Source organism: Rugosibacter aromaticivorans, assembly GCF_000934545.1.
GTDB classification, from domain to species: Bacteria; Pseudomonadota; Gammaproteobacteria; order Burkholderiales; family Rhodocyclaceae; genus Rugosibacter; species Rugosibacter aromaticivorans.
Window position 1 is genome coordinate 471998 of the sequence record NZ_CP010554.1, and the last position, 14738, is coordinate 486735.

Annotated in this window: 12 protein-coding genes; 5 read left to right on the forward strand and 7 right to left on the reverse strand. The window is 56.1% G+C overall.

What is annotated here, in order from left to right:
- Positions 1–397: 397 nt before the first annotated feature.
- Genes PG1C_RS02500 through PG1C_RS02510 form a run of 3 tightly spaced genes read right to left on the reverse strand, consistent with a single transcriptional unit; the run spans position 398 to position 4331 of the window.
- Positions 398–1024 (reverse strand): ParA family protein, encoded by a 627-nt coding sequence (locus tag PG1C_RS02500; RefSeq protein ID WP_202635863.1) that lies wholly within the window; start codon positions 1022–1024, stop codon positions 398–400.
- A gap of 5 nt (positions 1025–1029) precedes the next feature.
- Complete coding sequence (locus tag PG1C_RS02505) at positions 1030–2040, reverse strand: quinone oxidoreductase family protein (RefSeq protein ID WP_202635864.1); 1011 nt, start codon at positions 2038–2040, stop codon at positions 1030–1032.
- Positions 2041–2045: 5 nt separating this feature from the next.
- Positions 2046–4331, reverse strand: coding sequence for an NADP-dependent malic enzyme (locus PG1C_RS02510; RefSeq protein ID WP_202635865.1), 2286 nt, complete (start codon positions 4329–4331; stop codon positions 2046–2048).
- A 116-nt stretch (positions 4332–4447) separates the two neighbouring features.
- Here PG1C_RS02510 and PG1C_RS14820 point away from each other — a divergent pair, with 116 nt between their 5' ends.
- From PG1C_RS14820 to PG1C_RS02530, 4 genes are read left to right on the forward strand one after another with little or no spacing between them, the layout of a single operon-like run.
- Entirely contained in the window at positions 4448–4642 is a 195-nt protein-coding gene (locus PG1C_RS14820; protein ID WP_202636887.1) for a ParA family protein, read from the forward strand.
- Positions 4557–5012, forward strand: a complete 456-nt coding sequence (locus PG1C_RS14825; protein ID WP_202635866.1) for a ParA family protein — start codon at positions 4557–4559, stop codon at positions 5010–5012. The genes PG1C_RS14820 and PG1C_RS14825 overlap by 86 nt, the downstream gene beginning before the upstream one ends.
- A gap of 44 nt (positions 5013–5056) precedes the next feature.
- Complete coding sequence (locus PG1C_RS02525; RefSeq protein ID WP_202635867.1) at positions 5057–5719, forward strand: class I SAM-dependent methyltransferase; 663 nt, start codon at positions 5057–5059, stop codon at positions 5717–5719.
- A gap of 58 nt (positions 5720–5777) precedes the next feature.
- Positions 5778–6566 (forward strand): phytochelatin synthase family protein, encoded by a 789-nt coding sequence (locus PG1C_RS02530; RefSeq protein WP_202635868.1) that lies wholly within the window; start codon positions 5778–5780, stop codon positions 6564–6566.
- Here PG1C_RS02530 and PG1C_RS02535 read toward each other — a convergent pair.
- Positions 6523–8793: a UvrD-helicase domain-containing protein gene (locus PG1C_RS02535; protein ID WP_202635869.1), complete on the reverse strand. Its 2271-nt coding sequence runs from the start codon at positions 8791–8793 to the stop codon at positions 6523–6525. The two genes, PG1C_RS02530 and PG1C_RS02535, sit on opposite strands and share 44 nt — an antisense overlap.
- Positions 8794–8911: 118 nt before the next feature.
- Positions 8912–10933, reverse strand: coding sequence for a site-specific recombinase (locus tag PG1C_RS02540; RefSeq protein WP_202635870.1), 2022 nt, complete (start codon positions 10931–10933; stop codon positions 8912–8914).
- Between the two features lie 421 nt (positions 10934–11354).
- On the opposite strand from PG1C_RS02540, the gene PG1C_RS02545 reads away from it, so the two are divergent.
- On the forward strand, positions 11355–13073 hold the full coding sequence (locus PG1C_RS02545) for a SulP family inorganic anion transporter (protein ID WP_202635871.1): 1719 nt from the start codon (positions 11355–11357) through the stop codon (positions 13071–13073).
- Here the strand turns inward: PG1C_RS02545 and PG1C_RS02550 are convergent.
- The gene (locus PG1C_RS02550; RefSeq protein WP_202635872.1) at positions 13040–14254 is read right to left on the reverse strand and encodes a DUF2252 domain-containing protein; all 1215 of its coding nucleotides are present in this window, start codon (positions 14252–14254) and stop codon (positions 13040–13042) included. The two genes, PG1C_RS02545 and PG1C_RS02550, sit on opposite strands and share 34 nt — an antisense overlap.
- 110 nt (positions 14255–14364) lie before the next feature.
- Positions 14365–14619, reverse strand: a complete 255-nt coding sequence (locus tag PG1C_RS02555; protein ID WP_202635873.1) for a hypothetical protein — start codon at positions 14617–14619, stop codon at positions 14365–14367.
- Between the last annotated feature and the right edge of the window lie 119 nt (positions 14620–14738).

Genomic DNA, 14738 nt, shown 5'->3' on the forward strand with positions numbered 1-14738 from the left:
TGATACGAGCAGTTTTTGTGCCATACAGGATGGACAAACGTATGCATTATTTTGTATCCGGCCGGATGGCTAGTTTACGGGCTGCTGTCGCTATACATGCCACGAATGCGCAAGTCAATCGACAGCGTACAAGATAGCGTACAAACTTGTAATGCTTTGTCAGGGTGTTAAACGAGAATGAACAATATTTAGCGAAAGAACATGCAGCGCGAATCGTCTCGATTTCCAACACGGTTTATAGCCTCTCCGTCATGTTGGTAGCGCAACCTCGCTGGATGCGCGTCGTAATTCTGGCCGTTCTACCAATGGCTGTGCTTTCTCTCTTTTTCTGCGCCTTCAGGCCGATGAAAGTGCCAGCTGGCCACTGTCTTGTTCAGAGTGGGATGTAAACCAGTCCCTACGTTTGATTGACCCAGGCAAGCAGGGGTTGCCATTGCTCGCGGTCTTTTTCGCTGCGTGCGGATGAAAGGTCGAAAATACTCATGCCGTGCGCGGCGGTTTGCACATAGTTTTGTGTGTCGCGTAGGTGAGCGATCACAGGCAGGCCGGTGTCGACGAGAAAACGTTCCAGTTCGCCTGCGGCACGGGTGCGCGGGTCAACGCGCATGGCGACAATGGCGACAAAAGTTTCGTGTTGGCGAAGACTTTTTTCTTCGGTCAGTTGCTGTAGAAAATCGCGTGTGGCGAGAATGTCAAAAATGGATGCCTGTAGCGGAACAATCACGCGGTTGGCCTGTTTTAAAACCTGCGCCAGTTTCTTGCCATGCAGCCCGGCAGGACTGTCCAATACAACGTGTGTCGTGTCTTTGGGTGGCTTGGCCGGGCGATCATCGGCCATGTCCCAACTCGCGATGGGTGGCAAGGCGGCCGAGCGCAATTTGAGCCATTCGCGCGAGGATTGTTGCCGGTCGATATCCCCCAGCATGACGCGGTTGCCTGCTCGGGCGAGATAGCCCACCAGATTCGTTGCCAGCGTGCTTTTGCCTACGCCGCCTTTAGGATTGGCAATCAGAAAAGTTTGCATGATGTTCAGGGTAGCAAAATGGTTGATCCGGTGGTTTTTCTGGCGGTTAAGTCAGCGTGGGCCAGTGCCGCATCTTTAAGTGCATACGTCTGGTTGATTTCGATTTTAACCTGCCCCGACATGACAACCGCAAATAGCTCTTCTGCCATGAATAATAGATCACTGCGTTTGGCGGTGTAGGTGTAGAGCGTCGGCCGGGTGAGAAAGAGTGAACCGCGGCGTGCGAGTTCGCGCAACTCCATCGCAGGCACGGGGCCGGAGGCGTTACCAAAGCTGACCATGAGCCCCATGGGCCGCAAGCAGTCCAGCGAATCCATAAAGGTGTTTTTGCCGATAGAGTCATACACCACCGGCACACCCTCGCCGCCGGTGATTTCTTTCACACGGGTAACAAAATTTTCCTGTGTGGTGACGATGACATGATCGCACCCATGGGCGCGGGCGATGGCCGCTTTTTCTGTCGAGCCAACCGTGCCAATGACCGTGGCACCCAACGCTTTTGCCCATTGACAGGCGATCAAGCCCACGCCGCCAGCGGCGGCATGAAAGAGTATGGTCTCGCCGGGCATCACACGATGAACACGGCGCAGTAAATATTGGGCGGTCAAGCCGCGCAGCATCATGGCCGCCGCTGTTCGAAAATCAATGGCGTCAGGTAGCTTGACGAGTCGATCAACCGGCATATCCCGCGCCTCGGCATAGGCGCCCACTGGATGCAGCGGGCCGCTGGCATAGGCCACGCGGTCACCGGGTGTGAACTCGGTGACGCCAGCACCCACTGCCTCGATAACCCCCGCAGCTTCTTCGCCCAGGCCAGCTGGCAGATCCACCGGATATAGGCCCGAGCGGTAGTAGGTGTCGATGAAATTTACGCCAATGGCATGGTGCGTCATGCGGGCGTAGCCGGCCCCGGGCAGCGCAAGAAACTTGCTTTGCGCCGTATCACCAGCGCCGACTTTTTCCCAACGCATCACCTCGGGGCCGCCGGTTTGATAAAAACGAATCGCATGTGCCATGTTGTTCAGTCCTTCAAAGCGTTTGCATCCACTACCGCCAGCGCGGTCATGTTAACCAGGCGGCGTACTGTTGCCGTAGGGGTCAGAATATGCACAGGTTTGGCCGCGCCCAGTAATATCGGGCCCACCGTGATGCCATCGCCGCTGACGGCCTTGATCAGGTTAAAGGCAATATTAGCAGCATCCAGATTAGGCATGATCAATAAATTGGCTTCGCCTTTGAGGCGGCAATCCGGGAAAGCCCGTTCGCGAATCGCTTGCGATAACGCAGCATCGCCATGCATTTCACCATCGACTTCCAGGCCGGGTGCGCGCATTTCGATGAGTTGTCGCGCCTGCGCCATTTTTTGAGCCGATGCCGAGTGCACACTGCCGAAATTGGAATGCGACAGCAGCGCTACTTTCGGTGTCAGGCCGAAGCAGCGCACCTCCTCGGCGGCCATCAGGGCAAGCTCTGCCAGCAGTTCAGCCGAGGGATCTTGATTGACATACGTATCGCAGATAAACAGCGTGCGTTTTGGCAACAGCAACAGATTCATGGCGGCAAAGCTGTGTGCGTTCGGTTTTAACCCGATGACATCGGCCACGTGCCGCAAATGCTGTCCGTGCCCGCCAATCACGCCGCACAGCATCGCATCCACATCGCCTTCGGCCAGCAGCATGGCGCCGATCAGCGTGGTATTCGAGCGCATTGCCTGTTTCGCGACTTCCGGCGTCACCCCGTGGCGGCCTAGCCGCTGATGATAGGCCTGCCACAATTTTTTATATCGCGGGTCCGATTCAGGGTTGACCACTTCGAAATCGCGTCCCGCCACAATGCGCAGCCCGGCTTTCTCGATACGTGTGGCGATGACGCTGGGACGGCCAATGACGACCGGTTGCGCCAGGCCCTCGTCAATCACGGCTTGCACAGCGCGCAATACGCGCTCGTCTTCACCTTCGCAGTAAAGAACGCGACGTGGTGCTTTTTTTGCCGCATCGAATACCGGTTTCATGATGAAACCCGATTGATAAACAAAATTATCCAGTCGCTCGCGGTAGGCTTCAAAGTCGCTAATCGGCCGTGTGGCAACGCCCGAATCCATGGCTGCTTTAGCCACGGCCGGCGCAATCTTGACAATCAGCCGTGGATCGAACGGACGCGGGATCAGATACTCGCGGCCAAATGAGAGACTCTCGCCGCCATACGCCATCGCCACGACATCGGAAGCCTCGGCCTGCGCCAGTTCGGCTAACGCATGGACGGCGGCAAGTTGCATCTCCTCGTTGATGGTGGTCGCTCCGACATCCAGCGCGCCGCGAAAAATAAACGGAAAGCACAGCACGTTGTTGACCTGGTTTGGGTAATCCGACCGGCCTGTGGAAATAACAGCGTCGTCACGCACACTGCGCACCTCATCCGGGGTGATTTCTGGTGTTGGATTAGCCAAGGCCATGATCAGCGGATTTTTTGCCATCTTTGCCACCATGTCCGGCTTTAATACGCCGCCAGCAGACAGGCCAAGAAACACATCTGCGCCCTCAATCACTTCGCCGAGCGTGCGGGCTGCGGTGGTTTTGGCATAGCGTGCCTTGATCGGATCCATCAGCTTGACGCGACCTTCATAGACCAGACCCTCGAGGTCGGTTACCCAGATGTTTTCTATCCGGATGCCTAACGAGACCAGCAATTCAAGGCACGACAAAGCCGCCGCGCCGGCCCCGGAGGTCACCAGTTTGATGTCTTCTGGCCGCTTGCCGAGCAGTTTGAGCCCATTGAGAATCGCGGCACTCACGACGATGGCTGTGCCATGTTGATCGTCGTGAAATACCGGAATTTTCATTCGCTGCCGAAGTTTTTCTTCAATATAAAAACATTCCGGTGCCTTGATGTCTTCCAGATTGATGCCACCGAAAGTGGGTTCCATGGCGGCGATCGCATCGACCAGTTTGTCGGCATCCAACTGGTCGAGCTCGATATCGAATACATCAATACCCGCAAACCTCTTGAACAGGACAGCCTTGCCTTCCATCACTGGTTTGGCAGCCAGCGGCCCGATATTGCCCAAGCCGAGAACGGCTGTACCATTGGTCACGACCCCCACCAGGTTGGCGCGCGCGGTCAGGCGGCTCACTTGACTTGGATCAGCCACAATCGCGTTGCAGGCAGCCGCAACGCCAGGGGAATAAGCCAGACCCAGATCGCGCTGGTTGGTGAGTTCTTTCGTCGGCACCACGGCAATCTTTCCGGCGGTGGGAAAAGCATGGTATTCAAGGGCAGCGGCTGCGAGATTTTCTTGTTCGGTAGACATATCGACTTTTAAGCAGTGACAGGAAGTTTCTCAATCATAAACCCGCCAGGTGCAGATTGATCGATCAGTTATCGCGCCAAGTATGGCAAAATCAAAGTGTTCACTGGGGGTATGGCATGCGACGAGTCGTGTTTAATCAGAAGGGCGGCGTTGGCAAAAGCACCATCACCTGTAATCTTGCCGCCATCAGCGCGATGCGTGGTGTGCGTACCTTGGTGATTGATCTTGATCCGCAGGCTAATTCGACCCATTCATTATTTGCTTGGTGCTGCGGCAGACAACCTGAACAACACGGCGACGGGTTTTTTTGACCAGATGCTTAACTTCAAGTTGCGGCCATTACCGACGGAAGACTTTATTGTCGCCACCCCGTTTGAGAATCTATTCTTGCTGCCAGCGGATGCGGCGCTGGGAGAATTACAGGCCAAGCTCGAATCGCGTTACAAAATTTACAAGCTGCGCGAAGCGCTACCGGTGCTCGACGCCATGATTTCGTCCTCTGTAAAAATCAAGGAATCACACCAGCGGGCGTTACCGATGATTCATCTTGACCGTCAGCACAAGCTAACTACCGAGTGTATGTGCAGCTGTTTGATTTGCTCGAAGCGGCGCGCAAGACGCGCGCCAAAGCCGCAGCAAAACAGCGACCATGACGGCTACCCTGCACCCGTTAATAGCTGAAAATAGCTGATCTGATCTTGCTCGATCTTGCCTGATTTTTCCTCATGCACCCTTTGTCTAAGCAACCGACCGACCCAACCGAAGCGGTAGCCCTCACGCTGGCATACTACGACACTGCCGCAGAAGCCTTTCGCGCAGGCACGCAAGATCACGATGTGAGCCAGAATATCGCCGCGTTGTTGCGACACGTTCACGCCACGCCGCCGTTCACCGTGCTGGATGTGGGGTGTGGCCCGGGGCGGGACCTCAAGACATTTACTGCGCTGGGGCATCGTGCGATCGGGCTGGATGGCTCGGCGGCTTTTGTTGCCATGGCCAAGGCAGACACAGGGTGCGAGGTCTGGCAGCAAAATTTTCTCGCGCTTGATTTGCCCGCGACCTATTTCGATGGGGTATTCGCCAACGCATCGCTGTTTCATGTGCCAAGCCTGGCTTTGCCGCGCGTCTTGCGGCAGTTGCATGCCACCTTGAAACCCGGCGGCGTATTGTTCAGCTCCAACCCGCGCGGCAATAATCAGGAAGGCTGGCAGGGCGATCGCTATGGTGCCTACCATGACCTCGATACCTGGCGCCAGCAGGTGACCCAGGCCGGTTTTACGGAACTCGAACACTATTATCGCCCCGAGGGTTTGCCTCGCGATCAACAGCCGTGGCTAGCCAGTGTTTGGCGTGCGACGGCAACGCCATCCAGCCTCTTCCCGGCTTAATTCACGAACAAAGATGCGCAAGCAAGTTCAGCAAATAAACCCATTCAGGAGACCGCACATGAAAAAAACCTCGATTCGCCTGTTGAGTATCCTCAGTATGTTGCTGCTGATTTGGGCTGGGTGGACGGTCTGGAATAACGCCCTGCGTGCGCCTTCGTTCAATCGCTTGCCTTTGCCTCCATCGTTGATTGCGGCCGATTCTTCTGCGGGGCAAAAGTTGTTTGTCAGCAGCCAGTACACCGCAGATTACGACGCCCTCATCACGCATTTTGTGGCCCAGGCGCGCCCGGCTTTTTGCGGTGTGGCGAGTTCTGTGGTGGTGCTGAATGCAATAAACCCTGCGCTAAAGCCGGCACTAAAAATTGCACCAAGCCCGACAGAAAATCCTGTCACCCAGTCCACTTTTTTTGATGCGGCTGCGCGCCAGGTGCGTGGTGAGTTTGATGTCACTTTTGGTGGCATGAGCCTGGCGCAATTGCGTGATCTGCTAAAAGCGCACGGCGTGGATGCCACGCTGACTTATGCGTCGGATACGACGCTGGAAGCCTTTCGCAAACAAGCGCAAGAAAATCTCAAAACGCCGGGCGATTTTATTCTGGTGAATTATCAGCGCGGCGCGCTGGGCCAGAAGGAATCTGGCCACATCTCGCCGCTGGCGGCTTACCATGAGGCCAGCGACCGATTTCTCATTCTGGATGTGGCGGCTTACAAATACCCGCCGGTCTGGGTGTCTGCCCAGGCGCTGTGGGCGGCGATGAATACCGTTGATCAATCTTCAGGGCACACGCGCGGATTTGTAGTGGTCAAACCGCTTCCAGTTTCGCGATTGCCAGCGCCAGCCACTTGACGCCCGCTGCCTTGAAATTGACTTGCACGCGGGCATCCGTGCCGCTGCCTTCGGCATTCACGATGACGCCGGGGCCAAACTTGGCGTGGTGCACATTCATGCCGATAGAGAAACCGCTACGCTCTGGCGGGCGGCCTGGGCGCTGTGCGGTAACGGGCGACTGGTTATGAAAAGTCTTGAGTCCGTTACTGGACGGTGCTGGTGAGACGGCGAAATGTTGCTTCTCCACTCTTGGCGTTAGCCACTTGAGCAGCTCCTTGGGGATTTCATCGAGAAAACGCGAGGGCAGGTTGTAGCGTGTCTGACCATGCAGCATGCGGCTTTGCGCGATACTGAGATATAGCCGCTGCCGCGCACGAGTGACGGCGACATACATCAGGCGGCGCTCTTCCTCCAGCCCGTTGCTGCCGTTTTTGGTGTCATTAACGGCGTTTTCATGCGGGAACAAACCTTCTTCCAGACCGCTGATAAACACCATGTTGAACTCCAGCCCTTTGGCGGAATGCACCGTCATCAATTGCAGGGCATCGTCACCCTCGCCCGCCTGATGTTCGCCGGCTTCGAGCGAGGCGTGAGCGAGAAACGCCGCCAGATCGGCTGACAACTCGCCCTCTTCGCTGACCGTGCCTTCCTCGGCGATAAAGCTGGCCGCCGCATTGATCAGCTCGTCCAGATTGGAGAGCCGTTCCTGCCCCTCTTTTTCATTCTGGTAATGCGTGCGCAGGCCGGACAATTCAAGCACATGATCGATCAGCTCCGGCAGCGGCAGATGCACCGCTTCACTCAGTTGATGGATGAGTTGCGCAAACGCGGTGAGGGAGCTGCCGCCCTTGCCACTCACCTGCGTAATGGCCGCATGCAGGCTGCTGTTGGCTGCCTTGGCTGCATCCTGTAGCGCCTCCAGGCTGCGCGCGCCGATGCCGCGCACGGGGAAATTCACCACGCGGAGAAACGCCGTGTCGTCGTTGGGATTGGCGATCAGGCGCAGATAGGCCAGCGCATGCTTGATCTCGGCGCGTTCAAAAAAGCGCAGCCCGCCATAGACGCGATAAGGAATCCCGGCATTGAACAAGGCATGTTCCAACGCGCGCGACTGCGCGTTGCTGCGATAGAGCAGCGCAATTTCGGCACGCGTATGACCGTCGCGCACGAGCGATTTGACTTCTTCAACGATCCAGCGCGCTTCATCGCTGTCGGCATACGCCTCATACACGCGGATCGGTTCGCCGCTGCCAGCATGCGTCCATAGGTTTTTACCCAGGCGGTGCGGATTGTTGCGAATGATGGCGTTAGCCGCATCCAGAATATTGCCGTGCGAGCGATAGTTCTGCTCCAGGCGGATCATGTTTTTGACGTTGAACTCGCGTTCAAAATCGCGCATGTTGCCCACGTCCGCGCCGCGAAAGGCATAGATGCTCTGATCATCATCGCCGACTGCGAAGATACTGGCGCCTTTTGGCGCCGTTGAATAGTCGCCCCCTTCCGCGGGAAGGGGGTTGGTGGGATGGCCATTGGCAGGACCGCCTGCAAGCATGCGAAGCCATGCGTATTGCAGGCGGTTGGTATCCTGAAATTCATCCACCAGAATATGCCGAAAGCGTTCCTGATAATGGCGCAGCAAGGGCTCGTTGCGCGACAGCAGTTCAAAAGAGCGCAACAGCAGTTCGGCGAAATCGACCACGCCTTCACGCTGGCATTGCGCTTCGTAAGCGGCATAAATTTCCACCTTCTGTTTTGCCCAGCTATCCCACGCCTCGACAGCCGATGCCCGCAGGCCCTGCTCTTTTTGTGCGTTGATGAACTGGCACATCTCGCGCGGCGGAAATTTTTCGTCATCCACGTTCAGCGCTTTCATCAGGCGCTTGACCGATGAGAGCTGGTCGGCCGAATCGAGTATCTGAAACAGTTGCGGCAAACCCGCATCGCGGTAATGCGCGCGCAACAGGCGATTGCACAAGCCATGAAAAGTGCCGATCCACATACTTTTCACATTCACCGGCAACATCGCCGCCAGGCGCGTCTGCATTTCCTTCGCCGCCTTGTTGGTGAAAGTCACCGCAAGAATGCTCTGCGGCGAGGCCTGGCCGGTTGAGATCAGCCAGGCAATGCGAGTGGTCAGCACGCGCGTTTTGCCGGAACCGGCACCGGCCAGAATCAGAGCGTGCTCGGCAGGTAGCGTGACGGCGGCGTGTTGTGGTTCATTGAGATTGTCGAGCAGAGAAGTCATGAAGGCGTACGCGTGGCAAAAAATTTCGAGAGAGGACTGATTTTCCTCGATTTGCCGCCGTATCACCAGCGCCGATTTTTAACGCGATGAATCTAGTCACGCTGGCGTGGGTTTTTTATTAAGAGGGTGGCGGCACAAAAAAACGTGCGGGTTCTTTGCGAACGCGTTCCAGCAAAAGCGCCGCAAGCCCTTGACTGGCAGTGATGTCCGCTCCTCGCGCCTTGAGCGCCACCCATAAGGCAAAGGCGAAACTGACTGTGAGATTGGTGAAGCCAACCAGCGCGATACCTGCCAGCGTTTCGACGAGGGTGAATGGATCGATGTGAAAATTAAGCGCTGTGAGGGCGAAGGCAAAATTGGCGGAGGACAGGGTCACGTGCCGCACGTCCAGCGGCAAGCCGAGAAAGATGCCAAGGGGTGCCAGGCTTGCCAGCATGATCCCCAGCAAAAAGTTACCGGCGAGGCTGCCCAGGTTGCGGCCGATGTAGTCAGCGAAGCGGTCGGTGCGCTGCGGGCCGATCAGGCGGCGCAGCCAGCCAAGATGGGCGATCCGTTCCGGGATGCGATCGTAAGCGGCTTTGTTATCGAAAAATCCGGAGAGCAGCCCGGCAAGAAAGAGCAGGATGCCGGTCAGCGCCGCATGCGGGATGGCAAGGCTCGCGATGGGTGAAAGGTCGTGTAGTGTGTGTTGTGCTTTTTCCAGACCCATCGCCGGGTGGCCGGTGATCCACTGATAGACGAGAGCGATGGCAACAGCGGTCGGGATGGTCACCGCCACGTTGCCCGCAATGGCAGCGAACTGGCTGCGCATCATGGCGACTACCAGGTCGGCGAGACGGTGCAAGTCACGCGTTTTGCCCTCCGACTTGTCGATGCTCTCGGCGATGGTGGCCGCCGTCATTGCCGGCTGCTTGGTGGCCAGCGTGAAATTCAGCACATGGATCAGCACGAAGCCTAGCGAATAGTTCAGGCTGTACATCACCAGCGACGTGAGCGGTGCCAGCACGAGCTTGCCCAGCAGCAGCTTGATCAGCGCCATGAAGCCGACGATGAAACCGCCACCCGCGGCCGAACGCCACATGGCAGCATACTCGGCGCGATCGGTCGTTATATAGTGTTCGCCGGTTCGGTGAGCATTTTCGGTCACGCGTAGCGCGAGCAGGCCGGTGAGGCGGCTAAATGGTTCACGCAGGCTGTTGCGACGGTTTTCTCCCTGCACGAGATCATGCGTCAGCCGCACCCAGCGGTCGACCATGGCCCTGCGCGCATCAGGCTGGAAGCGCGCGCACAGTATGCCGGTAAGCTGCGTCAGCCTTTGCAGGCACTGTTCCGTACGCACCAGCAAGTAGGTGAGGCTTAGGCTGGTGCCCGCGCTGGCGGCGTTGCGCCGGGCACGAGTCATCACCTCGCGGCACTGATCGACCAGCACCATCATGTGTAGCTCGTCTTCGTGTTCAGTTGAGGGATCGGCATGGCGCGCCCGCCAGCCTTCGGTAAAGCGCAGCACTTCCGCGCCCAAGTGCACGAAAGGGGATTCGAATTCGATGATGCGCGGCTGTACCCGGGTCAGTTCGGGCTCCAGCCCCATCGCGCCGATGCGCATGGCCAGTACCTGCATGGCCTCGAGCAGTTGCGCCTCGGTGTGCAATTGCCAGCGATCTTCATTGTTTGCGTCGCTTTCAGGGTCCGCAGTCTTGCTGAAAACAGCATCCCACAAGGCGAGTTTGTCCTCAAACGGCCCCGTCGCCAGCCAGAGATGATCATCGCGATGATGGAACACCGCGTCGAAACAGTCCTTGAGTCGCGTGGCATCAGGCACTGGGGGCAAGATCCGGCCCATGGCGCGGCGCCATAGCTCACTGAAAAATCCAGAGTTCGGCAGAATGCCCGCATCGGTGTAAAGGCTGACCTGCTGGGTTCCACGAAAAATCTGCTGCACGTGGCGCTGCAGCGTGGCACGATGCTTTTCATTGCCTGCTGCGATATCGCGTAACGTTGCGAATACGGACGCTGCGGCATCAGGATTCTGTGGATCGTGGGGCCGAATGGCATCAACCAGCGCAATGAAAAATCGCAATGCGCCCTCAGTGGTATCGGCATAGGGCCGTTCGAGAACGGTAGATGGATCTGATGGCGGCATAAGTGAGTTTACGAGTGTCAGGCGGGGCTCGCGAGGGTTATCAGGCCCGAAGTTGCACGGGGGGATGCAGTTGTAGAAAGTATTCCCATACTACCAAGTCGCACTCAACGAGGTAGCGGCGGTTCAGAGAAGGACACGGAACCAAGGACACGGAACCTCGCGGGGAGTTCCACAAAGATGCTATCGGAAACGAAGCTAGCTAAAATCAGAAACGGCTAACACATCACAATTTTCATGAATGCCGCGTGATGAAGTCACGTAATGAAGTCATTTTGTGGCCTTGTTGACCAGATAACGCTAAAGGGCATTTGCATAACGTTGCAATATACCGCGTGATGATTCAAAGCGCGTAAAAAATCCCGTATCAATAAGAAAAATTCTCAATACATAATTTTGGATACGTAGAAAGGCAGGTAATGGAATGAGCGCTTTTCGTAATCTGACCACCTGGTTCACCGCGCGCGCTATGTCACCGAAAAACACCTTGGGCGATGCGCTGGCAGGCATTGCGGTTGCCGGATTACTCATTCCGGAATCGATGGGTTATGCGAACATCGCTGGACTGCCCGCGCAATCAGGCTTATATGCCACCGCGATCGGCCTTTTTGTCTATGCGTTCAGTGGATCAAGCAAGCATTTGGTCGTATCTCCCACCTCATCATCTGCGGCGACTCTAGCCGCCGCGACGCTGGCCCTCACCGTGTCGCGGCCTGAGAATTACACCACGCTGGCCATGGCGATTGTGCTTGTCTGCGGTGCGATGCTGTTAGTTGCCGGTTTTTTACGCCTCGGGTTTCTGTCGGAATTCATCTCCAAGCCGGTGTTAAATGGCTTTGTCTTTGGCATCGCGGTGAGCATCACCATTAAGCAAATTCCAAAGCTGATGGGCATTGAGTCGCCACATGGCAATGCACTGTGGTTGTTGCTTCATGTCCTAACGGAATTGCCTGCCGCCAATCCCTGGGCATCCGCTGTAGGTATCGCAGCTTTATTGATTTTGACTGGGCTAAAGCGTTTTGCTCCACGTATTCCCGGGGCGATCATTGTGCTGACGATGGGGATTATGGTCTATCGATATTTGAACCTTGCGCAGCACGGCGTAGCCATCGTTGGCACGATACCAGCCGGACTGCCACAACCCCGTTTTTTTCTTGTTGCCTGGAATGAATGGGCGGCGGTGCTGCCAGCGGCTCTGGGAATGGCGCTTGTTGTGTATGCAGAATCTATCGGTTCAGCGCGTACGTTTGCTGCAAAACACGGGTATGCCATCGACTCAAGTCAGGAACTCAAGGCGCTCGGCCTGGCAAATCTGGGCAGTGCCTTTTTCCAAAGTATGCCCGTCGGTGGTGGTACTTCTGGTTCTGCGGCGAGTGAAAGTGCAGGCGCCCGTTCGCAAGTTTCATCAGTGTGTGCTTCGCTGATGGTGTTGATCACCCTGATTTGGCTGACGCCCTTGTTCCATGATCTGCCTGAGCCGGTCCTGGCTGCGATCGTGATCCATGCTGTAGCCCATCTTGCCAATATCGGCGAGCTACGGCGCTATGCCATGCTGAAAACCGGCGAATTGCCTCCGGCATTGACCGCTTTGACTGCTGTTCCTTTGTTTGGAATTTTGCCAGGGCTACTGTTATCCATGGGGCTGACGCTGGTCGTTTTGCTGCGCGATCTCATCAATTCGCATGTGGTTGAGCTTGGCCGTATCCCCGGGACGCGTGACTTTGTTGATTGCAGCCGCCATCCCGAAGCGGAGAGGACGCCAGGCCTGATCTTGGTCAGGCTGGATAAACCTTTGTTTTTTGCGAGTGCCAACCGTGTTCACAGCGAATTAGGCAAGCTGTTGCCCGGAGACACATCAACGCACGTCACTAAAGCATTCGTCATCAGTATGGAACTGGCGCCTTCGCTCGACGTGACAAGCATCGACATGCTGCGGGAGTTTCGTAACGAGGCTGCGCATAGAGGCCTTACATTATCATTTGCCCGGTTAAAAGATGAAGTGCTCGATGTGTTCGAGCGGAGCGGGTTCAAAGCAGAACTGGGTGACGGGCGAATTTTTTGGAGCGTTGATGATGCGGTCGCAAAGTTTTCCAAGGACTCATCGACGCTTCAACCTGAAACAGAAAACGCACCGTTGTCATAAGCCTGGCTAAAGGTTGCCCAGTCTTCCAGTACTTGTTCACAGCAGCCTTCAGCTTGTGCCATCAGTTTCTGTTGCCACTTTTTCTTCTCGCCAAATGCAATAAAGTCATCCACCGTTGCTGCCCCCAGGCGGCCACTACTGCGCAAATGCCCCCACGCAACGAGCGCGCCCATATCCTGCACAAGCTGCTCAAGTTCAGGTGTTATTCGATGTTTGAAGCTCACGGACACGCGATCTTCCGATGGTTGCAAACTGCGCAAGACATAAGCGTTTTTTCCCAATGTGACTGCGTTTAAAAAAGCCATCGGAATGGCTTGAGCGTGCCTTTGGATGTCAACGATACGCTCGGCTTCGTGATGCCATACGGGTTGTTTTGGCGCAAGATCGCCAACCAGGCTTGAGGCAATTGATTGTTTGAGATCAAGCAGGTAATTTCCGTCGGGTGAGCCTTTGCCTTCGACCAAAATGATGTAGCGATCCAGGCCAAGACTCCCTATACCAGCGATGCGCCGCGCGATGTCCAGCACCTTGAAGAAATCTGGATTCGGCTGCGCTTCAGCAAAGTGGGCCATGAAGGTGCCTATCTGCACCCGTTGCTCCTCCGTGGACGGCAGTGCTTTCCTGCCATCCAGCCGTATGTGCCTAATTTTTCGCCGTTTTTCTGTCCGAGTATCCAGAAAGTCTGCCCGGCGTCGGTGACGTAAGCCATCAAGTAACTCTCGTACCATGCCCATGGCCGTATCGCGTTCAATCCAACGCGCTTTCCCTCCCGCCAAGGCTGCGGCATAAGCGTCAAGGAAATACTGGCCAAGTGTTTGACCTAATGTTTGGGTTGCATCCCCAGCCTGTTCATGTACTCCGACCATTAAACTCGTGATGAAACGGACAATGTCCAAAGTACAGGGTGCGAGCAGGGCTTCGTCAAAGTCATTCAGGTCGAAATAGACTAATCGGTTATCTCCTTTATAGCTGCCAAAGTTCTCCAGATGAAGATCCCCGCAAATCCAAGCCAAGGGTGCGTCACGAAAAACTCGCTCACGGGGTAACCGCTCGTAAAACAGGTGACATGTTCCGCGCAAAAAAGAGAAAGCATCTTTTCGCAGATGGGCGTACTTTATCGCGACACGTTCTAAGTCTCTGTCTGCGTTGTGGTCGTGTATTGACTGAATAATGTCTAGCACCGCCGGCCTCCTCGTTGATAGCGCCTCTGGTTTGCGCAAGATTTCGAAAGCCTGCTGGCAAAAAGCAAATGCAGACTGTACGAGAAACCAGGCATCAATGCAGCATCTCTCTATTTGACCACCGTCATCGGCAGGCTGGTGAGCTGAATCACGGCCAGCGTGGTGGAACCGGGTGCTGTGCTTTCTGCATCGTCTCGATTTCTTCCGCCTTCATGAAGCGCTTGAATTTCCAGGTGTCGGCCGGTGGCGCTACTTTCGACAGCCATGCACGCGTGCGCCGAACGAATGACATGGCGCATGGCGCCTTCGGCATGAGCGGAACCATCGACAGCAAGGAGAATTTTAATGAGAGGGGTAGTCCTCACAATGAGCGACGCTGTAGTTTATCCCGCAAGGTGGTACCAGCGTTCGTGCGTGCCGGAATGCTCCGGTAGAATGGGCGTCTGCTGTCTACCGGCGATATGTTGCCGGCCTTTCTCCTACA

Bases quoted from the DNA above. Each gene is read 5' to 3' on its own strand.
- PG1C_RS02535 (WP_202635869.1), bottom strand. From the start codon at position 8,793: ATGACTTCTCTGCTCGACAATCTCAATGAACCACAACACGCCGCCGTC.
- PG1C_RS14820 (WP_202636887.1), top strand. From the start codon at position 4,448: ATGCGACGAGTCGTGTTTAATCAGAAGGGCGGCGTTGGCAAAAGCACC.
- PG1C_RS02510 (WP_202635865.1), bottom strand. From the start codon at position 4,331: ATGTCTACCGAACAAGAAAATCTCGCAGCCGCTGCCCTTGAATACCAT.
- PG1C_RS02530 (WP_202635868.1), top strand. From the start codon at position 5,778: ATGAAAAAAACCTCGATTCGCCTGTTGAGTATCCTCAGTATGTTGCTG.
- PG1C_RS02540 (WP_202635870.1), bottom strand. From the start codon at position 10,933: ATGCCGCCATCAGATCCATCTACCGTTCTCGAACGGCCCTATGCCGAT.
- PG1C_RS02545 (WP_202635871.1), top strand. From the start codon at position 11,355: ATGAGCGCTTTTCGTAATCTGACCACCTGGTTCACCGCGCGCGCTATG.
- PG1C_RS02525 (WP_202635867.1), top strand. From the start codon at position 5,057: ATGCACCCTTTGTCTAAGCAACCGACCGACCCAACCGAAGCGGTAGCC.
- PG1C_RS02505 (WP_202635864.1), bottom strand. From the start codon at position 2,040: ATGGCACATGCGATTCGTTTTTATCAAACCGGCGGCCCCGAGGTGATG.
- PG1C_RS02500 (WP_202635863.1), bottom strand. From the start codon at position 1,024: ATGCAAACTTTTCTGATTGCCAATCCTAAAGGCGGCGTAGGCAAAAGC.